We start from the raw sequence: 15658 nt of genomic DNA on the forward strand, positions 1-15658 counted from the left end.
TTACACGCTGCTGTCAACACCTCTTTTTCTCCGCTTTCGACCGAGAGGATCGAAACGTTAATAGAGCCAAACAACACCGCCCTACCAACTCCTTCTGGGCTTCGATCAACTGAAGCAACTCGCTGTCAAATTTCGCATAACTCTTTGTTTACCAAGGAGTTTTCCGTTTCGACTGCGCCGGAAGTGGGGCGAATTATAGACTTCCAGAATCTGCCGTCAACCCTTAATTACGCTTTTGTTGCAGAAAGTGGTTTTTTCGCAATAAGGCGGGGGATCCGACGCATTACAGGCGGTATCCGCAGCACTAAGAGCACCACGCCTATAGAAGCATAGATAGCCCACTCCTTGAGATCAGCCCGCACAATCCACAGCATATGCAGCAAGCCGAAACCAAGAATCACATACACCAGGCGATGCAGCTTCTTCCAACGATTCCCCAGCCGACGCTGACTATAACGATTCGACGTCACCGCCAATACCAACAGCGACAGGAACCCCAACGCCCCCACAATTATGTAAGGCCGCTTGCGCAATTCCACCGCCAACTGCGTCCAATCCAACCCCAGCACAAACACACAATAAGCAGCCAGATGGAGCACCACATAGGCAAAGCACCACAAACCCAATTGTCTACGAACCGCTATCCACCCGGCCCAACCGCTAAGCTTCTGCAGCGGGGTCATCCCAAGCGTAATCAGCAACAAGATCAACGTACCCAACCCCAGTCGATCGACCAGAACCTTGCCCGGATCAGGCCCAAGGGCGAAACCCCACGCCTCATACAGCCAATACAACGGCCATATCGCCGCAGCTATAAAGACGCCAATGCGCCAAACTGGATAGCGCATCAGTAGTTCTTCCGTAAATCCAGACCGGTATAAAGAGAAGCCACCTCATCGGAGTAGCCGTTGAACATCTGCGTTTCACGCACATTCGGACTGAACAGGCCGCTCGGCAGACGACGCTCCCGAGCCTGAGTCCAGCGTGGGTGGTCGACCGTGGGGTTCACATTCGCATAGAACCCATACTCATCCGCGGCAATGCTCTGCCAAGTGGTTTTCGGTTGCTCGCTCACGAGACTGATCCGCACAATGGACTTCACACTCTTGAAGCCATACTTCCAAGGCACAACCAAACGAAGCGGCGCGCCGTTCTGGTTGGGCAGTTCGCGCCCATACATGCCAACAGCCAGGATCGCCAGCGGGTTCATCGCCTCATCCAGGCGCAACCCTTCTATATAAGGCCAATCGATCAAGCCGAAACTCGAACGCTGGCCCGGCATACTCTTGGAATCCTGGAGAGTTTCAAAGCGGATGTACTTGGCCTTGGAGGTTGGCTCAACCTGCTTGAGCAAGGCCGAGATCGGAAAACCGATCCAGGGGATGACCATCGACCACGCCTCGACGCAGCGCAGACGGTAGATACGCTCTTCCAATTGATACGGCTTCATAAAGTCTTCCAGGGCATATCGCCCCGGCTTGGCGACTTCGCCATCAATCACCACACTCCAGGGCTCGGTCTTGAGCGAGCCCGCATTCGCTGCGGGATCACCCTTGTCCGTACCAAACTCATAGAAGTTGTTGTAGTGAGTCGCATCCTTGAACGGCGTGATCGCTTCGTCCTTTACCGTGACCGCCTGCCATTTGGTACTCGGCAGCTTCTCGGCAAACCAGCTCGGCGCCCTGCCCGCTTCGACATCAGCATAACGTGAGGCTTCCTCAGCATTGGCCCAACGCGGCAAACTGCTGGCTGCGATACTGGCAAGCGCACCACCGAGCAAGCGGCGGCGAGAAAGATAGAAGGATTCAGGAGTGACATCCGATTCATGGCAATCGGACGCTTTAGGCAATTTGATTAACATGGCAACCCCGCAGCATTGGAGAACTGATACACCAATAGACTGCGGAGTATGGGGGAAATTACATTAAGGCAATGTTTTGTCGCGGCGCAGATGCAACAGGTACTGAACCGGGCCCGAAGCGGCGTAGACCAGAAAGGCCAGCAAAAGGATACGCGGCGGATCACTGAACACCACGGCGAACACCAGCACCACTGCCAGAATTGCCACGAAAGGCACACGCCCCTTGAGGTCCAGCTCTTTGAAGCTGTTGTACTTGATGTTGCTGACCATCAGCATGCCGGCAGCAGCTACCATCAACGCCACCAGGAACGACATTTTCGAACCCTGAATGCCGTAATCACTGAACGCCCAGACAATACCTGCCACCACCCCCGCAGCCGCCGGGCTGGCAAGACCGATGAAATACCGCTTGTCGGCAGTGCCCACCTGAGTATTGAAGCGCGCCAGACGCAAAGCAGCGCCCGCAACATAGATGAAGGCGACCATCCAGCCAACCTTACCCATATCACCCAGCGCCCAGGCAAATGCCAGCAACGCAGGGGCTACACCAAACGCGACCATATCCGACAACGAGTCGTACTCGGCACCGAAGGCGCTTTGCGTGTTAGTCATGCGTGCCACGCGACCATCAAGGCCGTCGAGCACCATGGCAACGAAAATGGCAATGGCAGCAAAACCGAAATACTTACTGGCACTCACCGCATCACCCGCGGCCAACGCACTTTGGGCGCTCATGGAGTTGATGATGGAATAGAAGCCGGCAAACAGGTTTGCCGTAGTGAACAGGTTGGGCAAAAGATAGATGCCACGATGCCGGACCTTGCGACCTTCGGCGTCATGCCCTTCTTCGACATGCTCATCGATCGGCAGCAGGCTTTCGGCGTCAGAAGCCTGGTGTGGCTCTTCGGGACGTTCGCTCATGGACTTTACCTTGCAACGGTTTGAAAAAATTCGACAAATACGTGCGGCGAGTGTTCGCACGCAAACGATGCAGCTTTATACCAGAACCAGCCCACAAACGAAAAAACGCGGCCTAAGCCGCGTTTTCCGTTGATGCGTACGACTTAGTTTTTGGCTTTGTCGACGATCTTGTTGGCACCGATCCACGGCATCATGGAGCGCAGTTGCTCGCCGATGATTTCGATACCGTGAGCGGCGTTGTTACGACGCTTGGCGGTCATCGAAGGGTAGCCGGTCGCGCCTTCGCTGATGAACATTTTGGCGTATTCGCCATCCTGAATGCGTTTCAGCGCGTTGCGCATTGCCTGGCGGGACTCGGCGTTGATCACTTCCGGGCCAGTCACGTACTCGCCGTACTCGGCGTTGTTGGAGATCGAGTAGTTCATGTTGGCGATACCGCCTTCATACATGAGGTCGACGATCAGCTTCAGTTCGTGCAGGCATTCGAAGTAGGCCATTTCCGGCGCATAGCCAGCTTCAACCAGGGTTTCGAAACCGGCTTTTACCAGTTCAACGGTACCGCCGCACAGAACGGCTTGTTCGCCGAACAGGTCGGTTTCAGTCTCGTCCTTGAAGGTGGTTTCGATGATGCCGGTACGACCACCGCCAACACCCGCAGCGTAGGACAGCGCAACGTTCTTGGCATTGCCCGAAGCGTCCTGGTAGATCGCGATCAGGTCAGGGATACCGCCGCCTTTGACGAACTCGGAACGCACAGTGTGGCCCGGGGCTTTCGGCGCGATCATGATCACGTCGAGGTCAGCGCGTGGCACTACCTGGTTGTAGTGAATCGCGAAGCCGTGAGAGAAGGCCAGGGTGGCGCCCTTCTTGATGTTCGGCTCGATTTCGTTCTTGTACAGCGCGGACTGGAACTCGTCCGGGGTCAGGATCATGACCAGGTCGGCAGCAGCAACGGCGGAAGCAACGTCAGTCACTTTCAGGCCATGGGCTTCAGCCTTGGCAACAGTGGCCGAGCCTTTGCGCAGGCCAACAGTCACGTCAACGCCGGAATCTTTCAGATTGCACGCTTGCGCATGACCCTGGGAGCCGTAGCCGATGATGGCGACTTTCTTGCCCTGGATGATCGACAGGTCACAATCTTTTTCGTAATAAACTTTCATGAGGTTCCTCTATATATCCAGGCCGTAAGGCCATTCACTAATTTGGGTTAAATGCTGAGTACTTTGTCGCCACGGGCAATCCCGGTGACACCACTGCGTACTGTTTCCAGAATCGAGGCCGTCCCGATCGATTGGATGAAGCTGTCCAGCTTGTCGCTTGTACCGGTCAGTTGAACGGTATAAACGCTGGCGCTCACATCGACGATCTGCCCGCGATAAATATCGGTAGTGCGCTTGATCTCGGCACGCTGGGCGCCGGTGGCCTTGACCTTGACCAGCATCAACTCGCGCTCGATGTGGGCACTTTCCGACAGGTCGACCAGCTTGACCACTTCGATCAGCTTGTTGAGGTTCTTGGTGATCTGCTCGATCACCTCATCGTGGCCCACGGTGGTCAACGTCAGGCGCGACAGGGTCGGGTCTTCGGTCGGGGCCACGGTCAGGCTTTCGATGTTGTAGTTGCGTTGCGAAAACAGGCCGACAACACGGGACAGAGCGCCGGGTTCGTTCTCCAAAAGCAGGGAGATAATGTGCCGCATGATTAAGTACGCTCCGTCTTGTTCAGCCACATGTCGCGCATCGAGCCGTCTTTGATCTGCATCGGGTAGACGTGCTCGCTGGTATCCACCTTGATATCAATGAACACCAAGCGATCTTTCATGGCGAACGCTTCTTCCATCTTCGGCTTCAGATCTTTCAAGTCGGTGATGCGAATGCCGACGTGGCCATAGGCTTCAACCAATTTGATGAAATCTGGCAGCGACTCCATGTAGGAATGGGAGTGACGGCTGTTGTAGCTCATGTCCTGCCACTGACGAACCATGCCCAGCACGCCGTTGTTCAAGCAGACGATCTTCACTGGAAGGCCGTACTGCAGGCACGTCGACAGTTCCTGGATATTCATCTGGATGCTGCCCTCACCGGTGACGCACGCGACGTCTGTGTCCGGGAAGCTCAGTTTCACACCCATGGCCGCAGGGAAACCAAAGCCCATCGTGCCCAGGCCACCGGAATTGATCCAGCGGTTAGGTTTGTCGAACTTGTAGTACTGCGCAGCGAACATCTGGTGTTGGCCCACGTCGGAGGTCACAAAGGCGTCGCCCTTGGTCACTTCGCACAGGGTTTCGATCACGGTTTGTGGCTTGATGATGCTGCCGTCGCCCTTGTCGTAAGGGAACAGGCCGCGATCACCGCGCCATTCGTCAATCTGCTTCCACCAACTGGCGACGGATTCCTTGTTCGGCGCTTCGCCGATGTCCTTGAGCGCGGCAACCATCTCGGTCAATACGCTTTCAACAGGGCCTACGATCGGGACGTCGGCCTTGATGGTCTTGGAGATGGACGCCGGGTCGATGTCGATATGGATGATCTTGGCGTTCGGGCAGAATTTGCTCGCGCCGTTGATTACCCGGTCATCGAAACGTGCACCCACTGCAAGGATCACATCGGCATGGTGCATCGCCAGGTTGGCGGTGTAGCTGCCGTGCATGCCGAGCATGCCGACGAACTGGCGATCCGTACCCGGAAATGCGCCGAGGCCCATCAAGGTGTTGGTCACCGGCAAGTTCAGCAGCTTGGCCAGTTCGGTCAGCGGTGCGGAACCGCCGCCCAGAATCACACCACCACCCGAGTACAACACGGGACGCTTGGCTGCCAGGAGCATTTCTGCTGCCTTGCGAATTTGCCCCGAGTGCCCACGAACGGCCGGGCTGTAGGAACGCAGCTTGGCTTTTTTCGGGAAGATATATTCGAATTTTTCCGCCGGATTGGTCATGTCTTTCGGGATATCGACCACGACAGGCCCCGGGCGACCGGACTGTGCGAGGTAGAAAGCCTTTTTCATGATTTCCGGAATTTCCGACGCATGCTTGATCATGAAGCTGTGTTTCACGATCGGCCGGGAGATACCGATCATGTCGGTTTCCTGGAATGCATCGGTACCGACCATGGTGCTTGCCACCTGGCCAGAAATGATCACCATCGGGATGGAGTCCATATAGGCAGTCGCGATGCCGGTAATGGCATTGGTTGCGCCTGGGCCGGATGTTACCAGTACCACACCGGCTTTACCGGTGGCACGGGCATAACCGTCAGCCATATGGGTCGCGGCCTGTTCGTGGCGAACCAGGATGTGGGTAACAGCCGGTTCCTTGAACAGTGCGTCGTAGACATGCAGCAGAGCACCCCCTGGGTACCCGTAGATATAGTCGACACCTTCGTCACGCAAAAAGCGGACGAGCATCTCACCGCCAGATAAAAGCTCCACGTTGTTCACCTCTAAAACGCCAGAATACCGTCCGTTGAAAACCGACGGGTCTTAATAGGTTTACTTCTCAACAGAGCATGAGCGACGGTGGTCGCCGACTACGTCAGCACTGACTGAGCAAGTATTGGGATCGTCCCAAGTGTTGCGGGCTTTTCCCACCCAGCGCGAGGTAACGCGTTGCGGGTGTAACAGGTCGGCGCGGATGTGCGCCTCATGATCTGCTGAGCGGGCCTGCTTCTGGCAGTCCCGATACAGCGGACTTTGGATTCTTCTGTTTCAGCCCCTTCAAGTCAAGCAATAATTGCGCTTTTTTCCAACTAAGCGCATGAGAACGTAGGAGAAAGGGGTTTGAGGAGGGATAAAACTCGCCTGAATGTCGTCAAGCGGTAGAAATGTGCGCAAGACTGCCGGAAAACCCGGCAGTCAGGCAATTAACGAGCGTCGGCGATCAGTTGGTCGAACTTTTTCAGCGCATTGCGCAAGCCGAGGCTTTCCAGCGGACGGTCAGCGTATACCATCTCCGCCATCTCCATGATCCCTGAAGCATTTGGCAATGGCAGGTCCTGCTCGAGGATCTGCTTCATGCGCACCAGGAAGATCCATTGCAGCCACTGGTGAAAGTCCAGGGTGTCTACCGAAAAGGGCTCAACGCTGCTGAGTGCCTCGACGCTGGGGGACATCTCGTCCCACCAGCCCTGCACGCGCAATTCGCGCTCAATCAGCAATAACTGTTCGGCAATTGCGGGAAAGCGTGCATCCATCAGAGGCTGACCTTGGCTTTCAGGCGAGCCTGGGCCGCGCCGGCTGCGTCACCTTGTGCAGCACGCGCGTCACCAATCAAGGCCCACAGACTGGCTTGCAGGTCTGGACGACCGTGAGCCAGGGTCAGGCCCCGACGGGCAAACTGCTCGGCTTGCGGCGCGTCGCCCTGGGCCATGCGTACTTGCGCCAAGCGATACAACACTTGAGGTTCGCGAGGTGCAACACGCTGGGCGCGCTCAAGGCTGGACGAAGCGCCGTTCAAATCACCCCCTGCCTGCTGTTGCTGGGCAGTGGTCAGCAGCGCCAGCACCGGGCCGTCCAATTGCTCATCAGCCGACAGGCCGCCACCGCTGGAGGATGACGGAATACCACTTGGCGTCGACGGCATGTTGTAGGTGCCTTGATTGATCGGCGCCGCTTGAACCGGCGTGGAGTCAATCGGGCCCGAGGTGCTTGGCCCCGGTGTCCAGGGCTCAGCACTGATCGGCGCCGATGCCGCTGCGCCGCCGCCTGGCACCATCACCACCACGCCGGAATCCTGTGGCATGGCCTGGGTCGTTGCCTGCGCAGGACGCTTGGTCACGGTTTGACGGAACCCGCCATTGGCCGAAATCCGGTCGTTATTGGAGACGGCTGTGCTCGAGTCCACCACGGGAATGGAGCCGCGTTGAACGCTGGAGCAACCGCTGAGCAAAGCCAGAGCTGTAATAGCTGGAAACAACCATTTGTTCACTTGAAACCCTCTTTGCTTAATTCATCCAGCCCTTGACCCAATCCATCACCGATTCCGCGTCAGCAGGTGCACTGCCAGCGCATGCGGCACCGGGTGGCGGTTCGCTGCCGCGAATATACGGCATCTGCACCGCGCCCGGACAATTGGCATCGGAGCCTTGACCCGTGTGCGGATCAATCCAGGCCTGAACGATGTTATCCGGCTGCGGCATGTTCAACGGCAGCGGGTCGGCTTTGCGCATGAAACTGGTCCAGACCTGCAGCGCACCGGTAGCACCGGTGAACGGGGTCTTGCCGTTGTCGTCGCGCCCCAGCCACACCACCGCCAGCACGTCCTGGCCGAAGCCGGCAAACCAACTGTCGCGCGAATCGTTACTGGTACCGGTCTTGCCTGCCAATGTCAGGTTCGCCGGCAGCACGCTATAAACCGAACGCCCGGTTCCTTCACGCATCACGCGCTGCATGGCGTTCTGGATCAGGTAGATGGAGCCCGCGTCAAAACGTTGCTGAATCTGGAACGGGTAACGCTTGAGCGGCTCACCTTCGGCAGTCAACACGCTACGGATCCCGCGCATCGGTGTATTGAAACCACCGTTGGCCAGGGTCTGGTACATGGTTGCGACTTCCATTGGGGTCATCGCGCCAGCCCCCAGCAGGATCGACGGAAAGGCCGGGAACTCACGGGTAACCCCCAGTCGCGCGATCGTCTTGAGGACGTTCGGCACGCCGACTTCAAGGCCGAGGCGGGAAGTCGAGATGTTGTAGGAGTGCGCGATCCCTTGGTATAGGAACACCGTACCGTGGGAGCGACGGTCGAAGTTCTGTGGCGTCCACACCTGGCCATCAGCACCTTTGACCGACAATGGGTCATCCGACAGCCAACTGGTCAGGGTGTATTTGCTCGGTTTTTCCAGGGCGGTCAGGTAGACCGCGGGCTTGACCAACGAGCCAATCGGCCGCACTGCATCCAGCGCGCGGTTGAAACCGGCGAAGTTGGCCTGGCGACTGCCGATCATGGCCTGCACTTCACCGGTTTCCGGGTTGGTCACGACCATTGCCGCTTCGACTTCATCGGAGCCTTTACGGCCCTTGAGGCGCTTGAAGGTGTCATTGACGGACGCTTCGGCTTTCATCTGCAGGATCGGGTCGAAACTGGTGAAGATCCGCAGGCCTTCTTCGGTCAAGTCTTCATCGCGGTAGTCTTCACGCAGTTGGCGTTTGACCAGGTCGATAAAGCCTGGGAAGGAGCTGTCCGCCAGCTTGCCGCGGGTGGTTACACCCAGTGGCATTTTCTTCGCCGCAGCGACTTGGTCCGCCGTGGCAACGCCTTGTTGCTCAAGCACATCGAGCACCAGGTTACGACGTTCCAGTGCGCGCTCAGGGTTACGACGCGGGTTGTAGTAGGAAGGCCCCTTGACCATGCCCACCAGCAGCGCGACCTGATGCAGCTTCAATTCAGACAGCGGCTGGCCAAAGAAGAACTGGCTGGCCAAGCCAAAACCATGCACGGCGCGCTGGCCATCTTGGCCGACGAACACCTCATTGAGGTAAGCCTCGAGGATTTCCTGCTTGCTGTAATGCAGCTCCAGCAACATCGCCATCATGGCTTCGGTGAGCTTACGCGTCAGGCTGCGCTCATTGGTCAGATAGAAGTTCTTGACCAATTGTTGCGTGAGCGTGCTGCCGCCCTGGGTCATCTTACCGCCGGACGTATTCACCCAGATCGCGCGAGCAATCGACTTCGGCGAGACGCCCCAGTGGTGATAAAAATCGCGGTCTTCGACGGCAACCAGTGTTTCCAGCAGGTACGGCGGCACCTGATCAAGCTTGATCAGAATGCGATCTTCAAGGTTTTTCGGGTAAATGCCGCCGATCATCAGCGGTTCCAGGCGAACCACGGGCAGCTTGGAGCCATTGAGCGACGACAACTCGGCTACGTAATCGCCGGAAAAGCGCACGCGCACCGGCTGGGCTTTTTCCAGGCCTTCGTAGAACTGGAAGCCACGGGTATTCAGGTCGACGGTGTTACCCGTGACGGCGGCCGAACCCGGACCGTTGCTCACGGGCTCGCGGCGGTAGCCCAAGGCGTCGAGCTCGGTCAGGAAGTCGTCCTTGCTCAGCTTCTGGCCGGTGAACAGCTCCAGTGGGCGCGCGTATACCTTGGCCGGAATGGTCCAGCGCTTGCCGGAGAATTTCTCCTGGACCACAGCGTCGAGGTACACCGCAAAGCCGGCGAGCACCACAAAGCCTACCAAGCCAAGCTTGAGCGCCCAGCCCAGCCAAGGGCGAAGGCCACGGGAGGGAGGTTTTTTACGGGAACGGGGAGATCGGGTTCGAGTCATGGCGGCGGATTATACGCACTTTATTGAGGATCAACATGAGCCGGACAGCGGTTTGCACGACCGGCCGCAGCAGCCATAATGCCCGCCATGCTTTTCCCCAGACTCTGAAGGATCGCCCGTGAGCCAGTCCCTGATCGCTGCCCTGCAAAACCCGGCTTTATACCCCCATCCGGTTGAAGCGTTCCAAGTCATCGAGACCCATATTTCCTGGGTCGTACTGACCGGTTCCTACGCCTATAAACTGAAGAAGCCGATGAACTTCGGCTTTTTGGATTTCACCGACCTGGAAAAACGCGGCCACTTCTGCCGGGAAGAACTGCGCCTCAACCAGCGCTTGACCGACGATTTGTATCTTGAAGTGTTGCCGATCACCGGCACTGCCGAAGCCCCGCAACTGGGTGGCGATGGCCCGGTCATCGAGTACGCGCTGAAAATGCGTCAGTTCCCACAAAGCCAATTGCTCAGTACCTTGCAAGCCAACGGCGAACTGACCAGCGCGCACATTGATGAGATGGCCAAGCAGATCGCGCACTTCCACCTCACCGCGCCGAAAGTCCCGCAAGAACATCCTGCCGGCACCCCGGACGAAGTGATGGCACCGGTTCGCCAGAACTTCGATCAGATCCGCCCGTTCCTCAGCGACAAGGCTGACCTGGCTCAACTGGTCGCGCTGCACGCCTGGGCCGAAAGCAGCTTCGAGCGCCTCAAGCCGCTGTTCGCCCAGCGCAAGCTGGAGGGTTTCACCCGCGAATGCCACGGTGATATTCACTTGGGTAACGCAACCTTGATCGATGGCCACGTGGTGATCTTCGACTGCATCGAGTTCAACGAGCCTTTCCGCTTTACCGACGTGTACGCCGACACCGCCTTCCTGGCCATGGACCTGGAAGACCGTGGCCTCAAGTCCCTGGCGCGTCGCTTCATCAGCCAATACCTGGAGCTGACCGGTGATTATCAGGGCCTGGAAGTCCTGAACTTCTATAAAGCCTACCGCGCGCTGGTACGCGCCAAGGTTTCACTGTTCAGCATGCCGAGCGAAGCCAGCCCGGTGCAGCGCGCGACGACCCTGCGCCAATACCGCAACTATGCCAACCTGGCGGAAAGCTACAGCACCATTCCATCGCGCTTCCTGGCGATTACCCACGGTGTTTCGGCTGTAGGCAAAAGCCACGTTGCCATGCGCCTGGTCGAAGCCTTGGGCGCTGTGCGCCTGCGTTCGGATGTGGAGCGCAAGCGCCTGTTCGGCGAGCAACATGTGGAAAACACGCATCAGGCCGGCATCTATGCAGCCGATGCCAGCGCGGCGACCTACGCGCGCTTGAATGAAATCGCCGACACCGTCCTTCGCGCAGGTTACCCAGTGGTGCTGGATGCGACCTTCCTTCAGCGTGAACAACGTGATGCAGCTGCAAAGATTGCTGAAGCCACCGGTGCACCCTTCCTGATCCTGGATTGCAATGCGCCTCAGGCCGTTATCTCAAGTTGGTTGGCGCAACGTCAGGCAGATAAAAACGACCCTTCCGACGCGACATTGACGGTTATCGAAGAACAGCACGCTAATCGCGACCCGCTGACAGCCGAGGAACTGCTTCTCAGCAAACGCGTCGAAACTAATGAAAGCGGGACCCTGGATGCCTTGGTCGCGCATATTCGCCAACACTTGCCAGGCCTGTAAGAAAAATTTCTTGGTCGTGTCGTCTGCCAAGTCGCACGACCAAGCAATAGTGGCACTATAATGGCGTCATAAATCCAACAGGAGTCGCGTTCATGAGTCAGCCCAAGCTTCTTGATACTCCGCTTTACTCGCTCCTGCATAAAGACGATGTCCGCGGGTTTAACCAGGAACGCCCAGAAGACGGCGTCATCGACATGCGCGGTGGCGACTTCCGTGGGTTGGACCTGCGTGAGCTTAACGCCGCTGGCGTGGATTTTACCGACGCTTATTTCCGTTCCGCCGATTTGCGTGGCCTGGACCTGCGTGACTGCCCACTGGAAGGGGCTAGCCTGGCCCATGCGCAGATTTCCGGTACTTACTTCCCGCCAGAACTGACTGCGGACGAGATCCTTATGTCGGTCAATTTCGGCACCCGCCTACGCTACCGTACCCGCTAAAACCCGCTGCCTCTACCCCGGTTTCGCATAGTCGAACCGGGGACTTCCCGCCTGCATGATCTAGTCATTCTCATAAGTCTTTAGGCCGTTTCCGACTAAAGAACTACGCTTTTCCTACTGAGCGCTACACTCCTGTTCAGGCTTGCCTGGTCACGATACCCACCGAACCATTCGGCCGTCGCAAGGAGGCTTGATGAACGATGAGCTGCAACACCTGAAAAACCTCGGCAAGACGTCAGCACAGTGGCTGCATGCGGTGGGGATCCACAGTGCGTCCGACTTGCGTCGCCGGGGCGCGGTCGATGCTTACCGAGCCGTGCGGACGCGCGGGTTCCGTGCGTCAAAAGTGCTGCTGTATGCCATCGAAGGGGCATTGATGGATGTGCACTGGAACGACATTCCTGCCGAGCGCAAGGAAGCGTTGAACCGTCAATTGGACGCTCTGTCGGCACGCCAGAAAAATTAGCTCGACTATAAAACCCAACATTTACAGGCATTTCGAACATACGTTTGAGAGAACGCGGAAGACATGCAAAAACAAATGTTGACTCTCAAATGAGAATCGTTATGATTATCACAACTGGTCGCGAGATCAGCCGATAACTGAAAGACCATTGGTTCGGACTCTCAGATTATCTCCTCATCAGGCTAATCACGGTTATTTGACCCGGCTCTTGCCGGGTCTTTTTTTGTCTGTCAAAACCTAGCGCGCAATAATCAACGGATGCCCACGTTCCGGATGGCGTTGCACGAGCACATCCAGACCAAACACCGCTTTCAGCGGCTCAGGCTGCATTACCTGCGCCGGTGTATCCAAGGCATGGGGACGCCCCGCCTCCAGCAACAGAATTCGATCACAGTAACGCGCCGCCAGGTTCAGGTCATGAAGGATCACCAGCACTGCCGCCCCTCGATCAGCAAAGGTCCGAATGGCCTGCAAGGTCGTATGTTGGTGCAATGGGTCCAGCATTGACGTCGGCTCATCCAGCAACAACGTCTGCCCAGCTTCACCTGGCCATAACTGCGCAAGCACGCGCGCGAGATGAACGCGTTGACGCTCCCCGCCAGACAACGCCAGGTAGCTGCGACCGCTCAAGTGACCGACATCTGCCGCCTGCAAGGCGGCCTCGATAATCTCGTCGTCGCGCACTCGCCCAGTGTGATGTGGCAAGCGCCCCATGCCGACAACCTGTTCGACGCGGAACGCAAAGTCCAGCGTCGACGTCTGTGGCAAGACCGCGAGGCGCTGCGCCCGCTGCGCGCCACTCCATTCGCTCAACGGTCGTTGATCCAGCCAGACCTTGCCCTGATCGGGATGCAGTTCACCGCACAACGCTCCTAGCAACGTGCTTTTACCCGCGCCATTTGGGCCCAATACGCCAAGCACCTCGCCCGGCAATAAATCGAGGGTGACATTCGCCAACACAATTTTGCGCCCGCGACAGATCTGCAAGTCTTCCACACGCAGCATCAGGCACGCCCCCGCAACAACAGGTAAAGAAAAAACGGAGCGCCTATAAACGCAGTGACGATGCCGATCGGCAGCTCAGCCGGCGCCAAGGCAAGGCGCGCCACCAGATCGGCAAACAGCAGCAGGCTTGCACCCGCCAATACGGATGCTGGCAACAGCACCCGATGATCCGGCCCCGTCAGCAATCTCACCAGATGCGGTACCACCAGGCCCACGAAGCCAATCATGCCCGCTGCGGCCACGGCTGCGCCCACCCCCAAAGCCGTGCAGAAGACCAGCTCACGCTTAAGCCTTTCCACATCAATCCCAAGGTGATTGGCTTCTGACTCGCCGAGCAGCAATGCATTCAACGCCTTCGCTCGGCGCGGCAACCACAGCGCCACGCCCGCGCTCACCAGCAACAGCGGCCATAACCGTGAATAGCTGGCGCCGTTTAGGCTGCCCAGGTTCCAGAACGTCAGGGTGCGCAAGGTGGCGTCATCGGCCAGGTAGGTAAACAGGCCCACCGCAGAACCGGCGAGGGCTGTAAGGGCAATGCCGGCAAGCAGCATCGTCGCGACATTGGTTTGGCCGTTGCGCCGCCCCAGTCGATAGACCAATGCGGTGACGCCCAGCCCGCCGAGGAATGCGCACAGCGACAACAAGTACGGCCCGAACGCATCCGGCAAACCGCCCAAAAACGAAGCACCGACAATCGCCACTGCAGCCCCCAACGCCGCACCGCTGGAAACCCCGACTAACCCAGGATCAGCCAGAGGGTTGCGGAACAATCCCTGCATCGCCACGCCCGACAAAGCCAACACACCGCCGACCGCCAACCCCAGCAGCGTACGCGGCAAACGGATCTGCCCCAGGATCAGCTCAGCCTGCTCCAGCCCCTGTGCCTGAATAGGCAGCCCCATCAGTCGCAACGCGGCGTTGAGGGTATCCAGCCATGGCAAGCTGACCGGCCCCAACGCCAGCGAGAGCCAGATAGCCAATACACACAACAGCGCCAGCCCAATAAACAACATCTTCGGTTTAACCAGCGTGGTCATGGGGCAGGCTTAGCCTGGGACGGATAGAACCCGGCAGACAGCTCTGCCAGGCTTTGCGGCAGGCGCGGTCCAAGCCCGCCGACCAACAAGGTGGTGTCCACCTCAAACACCCGCCCATTCTTAGCCGCCGGTGTGGAAGCCAGGATCGGGTTCTCTTTGAATAGCGCCGCACGCGCCGCATCACCACTAAGGGCACGGTCAGCAAACACAAGGACCTCCGGGCTCAACCCCGCCAACGACTCCACCGAAAAAGGTTTGTAACCACTGTGGGTCGCCAGATTGCGCCCGCCCGCCTGTTGCAACATCCAATCAGCCGCTGTGTCTTTGCCCGCGATCAGCGGCTTGCCGCCTGCATGCCCGAGCAGCAGCAGTACACCTGGCGCATTTTGGGTGGACTGAGCCTTGGCAACCCAACGCTTTTGCTGATTCAGCGCCTGCTCATATCCGGCAAACAATTCGGTGGCCTTGGCGTCACTGCCCAGCAACTTGCCCAAGTGCTGAAGATTGCCTTTTAACGCAGACAAGTCCGGTTGCGCTGAGAACATCTCCACCTGCACGCCCGCGCTACGAATCTGCGCCAGCACAGGCGGTGGGCCCATTTCTTCAGTCCCCACCAGCACTTGCGGGCGCAAACTCAGGATGCCTTCAGCCGACAACTGTCGCTGGTACCCAATGCTCGGCAACGCCTTGAGGGATTCGGGATGCTGGCTGGTGGTATCGACCCCCACCAATTTTGACTCACCGCCCAGGACCGCCACCCATTCCGACAGCGCCCCACCGGCACTTACCCAGCGTTGTGACAGTTCAGAGGCTTGGGCCCCATGGTTGACCAGCAGTCCGACAACAAGCGCGATAGCGCTGGCACTCAGGCGCATAACAGGGTTTCCTTCCAGGGGCAGGGCCGCTCAAGCACTCATCGACGTGACAGAAAACGCTTGCCCGGCATCGTAATGAGCACCCGCACAGCTAACGAACGAAGCCGGCATTTGATAAT

General features: G+C 58.0%; 15 protein-coding genes. 3 read left to right on the top strand and 12 right to left on the bottom strand.

Features of this window, described 5'->3' with window-relative positions:
• Window positions 1-227 precede the first annotated feature (227 nt).
• The 9 genes from msrQ to mrcB all read right to left on the bottom strand — a co-directional run bounded on the left by msrQ (window position 228) and on the right by mrcB (window position 10044).
• Window positions 228-848 carry a protein-methionine-sulfoxide reductase heme-binding subunit MsrQ gene (msrQ, locus tag AACY44_RS18610; protein WP_339420321.1) on the bottom strand — a complete coding sequence of 207 codons (621 nt, stop codon included), beginning with the start codon at window positions 846-848 and terminating at the stop codon, window positions 228-230.
• Window positions 848-1861: a protein-methionine-sulfoxide reductase catalytic subunit MsrP gene (gene msrP, locus AACY44_RS18615; RefSeq protein ID WP_339420320.1), complete on the bottom strand. Its 1014-nt coding sequence runs from the start codon at window positions 1859-1861 to the stop codon at window positions 848-850. The genes msrQ and msrP overlap by 1 nt, the downstream gene beginning before the upstream one ends.
• Before the next feature lie 63 nt (window positions 1862-1924).
• Window positions 1925-2782, bottom strand: a complete 858-nt coding sequence (pssA, locus tag AACY44_RS18620) for a CDP-diacylglycerol--serine O-phosphatidyltransferase (RefSeq protein ID WP_049711521.1) — start codon at window positions 2780-2782, stop codon at window positions 1925-1927.
• A gap of 143 nt (window positions 2783-2925) precedes the next feature.
• Window positions 2926-3942, bottom strand: coding sequence for a ketol-acid reductoisomerase (ilvC, locus tag AACY44_RS18625; protein WP_007948647.1), 1017 nt, complete (start codon window positions 3940-3942; stop codon window positions 2926-2928).
• 47 nt (window positions 3943-3989) lie between these two features.
• Complete coding sequence (gene ilvN, locus AACY44_RS18630) at window positions 3990-4481, bottom strand: acetolactate synthase small subunit (protein ID WP_003176102.1); 492 nt, start codon at window positions 4479-4481, stop codon at window positions 3990-3992.
• Between the two features lie 2 nt (window positions 4482-4483).
• Window positions 4484-6208 carry an acetolactate synthase 3 large subunit gene (locus tag AACY44_RS18635; protein ID WP_339420319.1) on the bottom strand — a complete coding sequence of 575 codons (1725 nt, stop codon included), beginning with the start codon at window positions 6206-6208 and terminating at the stop codon, window positions 4484-4486.
• Between the two features lie 431 nt (window positions 6209-6639).
• Entirely contained in the window at window positions 6640-6969 is a 330-nt protein-coding gene (locus tag AACY44_RS18640; RefSeq protein WP_065875696.1) for a YqcC family protein, read from the bottom strand.
• Entirely contained in the window at window positions 6969-7703 is a 735-nt protein-coding gene (locus AACY44_RS18645) for a tetratricopeptide repeat protein (RefSeq protein WP_339420318.1), read from the bottom strand. The genes AACY44_RS18640 and AACY44_RS18645 overlap by 1 nt, the downstream gene beginning before the upstream one ends.
• A 16-nt stretch (window positions 7704-7719) precedes the next feature.
• Complete coding sequence (gene mrcB / locus AACY44_RS18650) at window positions 7720-10044, bottom strand: penicillin-binding protein 1B (RefSeq protein ID WP_339420317.1); 2325 nt, start codon at window positions 10042-10044, stop codon at window positions 7720-7722.
• 118 nt (window positions 10045-10162) lie between these two features.
• Here mrcB and AACY44_RS18655 point away from each other — a divergent pair, with 118 nt between their 5' ends.
• The 3 genes from AACY44_RS18655 to AACY44_RS18665 all read left to right on the top strand — a co-directional run bounded on the left by AACY44_RS18655 (window position 10163) and on the right by AACY44_RS18665 (window position 12622).
• On the top strand, window positions 10163-11719 hold the full coding sequence (locus AACY44_RS18655; RefSeq protein WP_339437539.1) for a bifunctional aminoglycoside phosphotransferase/ATP-binding protein: 1557 nt from the start codon (window positions 10163-10165) through the stop codon (window positions 11717-11719).
• 92 nt (window positions 11720-11811) lie between these two features.
• Window positions 11812-12156 carry a pentapeptide repeat-containing protein gene (locus AACY44_RS18660; protein WP_339420315.1) on the top strand — a complete coding sequence of 115 codons (345 nt, stop codon included), beginning with the start codon at window positions 11812-11814 and terminating at the stop codon, window positions 12154-12156.
• Window positions 12157-12349: 193 nt separating this feature from the next.
• Window positions 12350-12622: a TfoX/Sxy family protein gene (locus tag AACY44_RS18665; protein ID WP_339437538.1), complete on the top strand. Its 273-nt coding sequence runs from the start codon at window positions 12350-12352 to the stop codon at window positions 12620-12622.
• Between the two features lie 237 nt (window positions 12623-12859).
• On the opposite strand, the gene AACY44_RS18670 is transcribed toward AACY44_RS18665, so the two are convergent.
• Genes AACY44_RS18670 through AACY44_RS18680 form a run of 3 tightly spaced genes read right to left on the bottom strand, consistent with a single transcriptional unit; the run spans window position 12860 to window position 15539 of the window.
• The gene (locus tag AACY44_RS18670) at window positions 12860-13627 is read right to left on the bottom strand and encodes a heme ABC transporter ATP-binding protein (protein ID WP_339420314.1); all 768 of its coding nucleotides are present in this window, start codon (window positions 13625-13627) and stop codon (window positions 12860-12862) included.
• On the bottom strand, window positions 13627-14664 hold the full coding sequence (locus AACY44_RS18675) for a FecCD family ABC transporter permease (RefSeq protein ID WP_339437537.1): 1038 nt from the start codon (window positions 14662-14664) through the stop codon (window positions 13627-13629). Before AACY44_RS18675 ends, AACY44_RS18670 begins: the two co-directional genes overlap by 1 nt.
• Window positions 14661-15539 (bottom strand): heme/hemin ABC transporter substrate-binding protein, encoded by an 879-nt coding sequence (locus AACY44_RS18680; RefSeq protein WP_339420312.1) that lies wholly within the window; start codon window positions 15537-15539, stop codon window positions 14661-14663. Before AACY44_RS18680 ends, AACY44_RS18675 begins: the two co-directional genes overlap by 4 nt.
• Between the last annotated feature and the right edge of the window lie 119 nt (window positions 15540-15658).

It is taken from the genome of Pseudomonas sp. RA_15y_Pfl1_P11 (assembly GCF_963970975.1).
Lineage (GTDB): Bacteria > Pseudomonadota > Gammaproteobacteria > Pseudomonadales > Pseudomonadaceae > Aquipseudomonas > Aquipseudomonas tritici.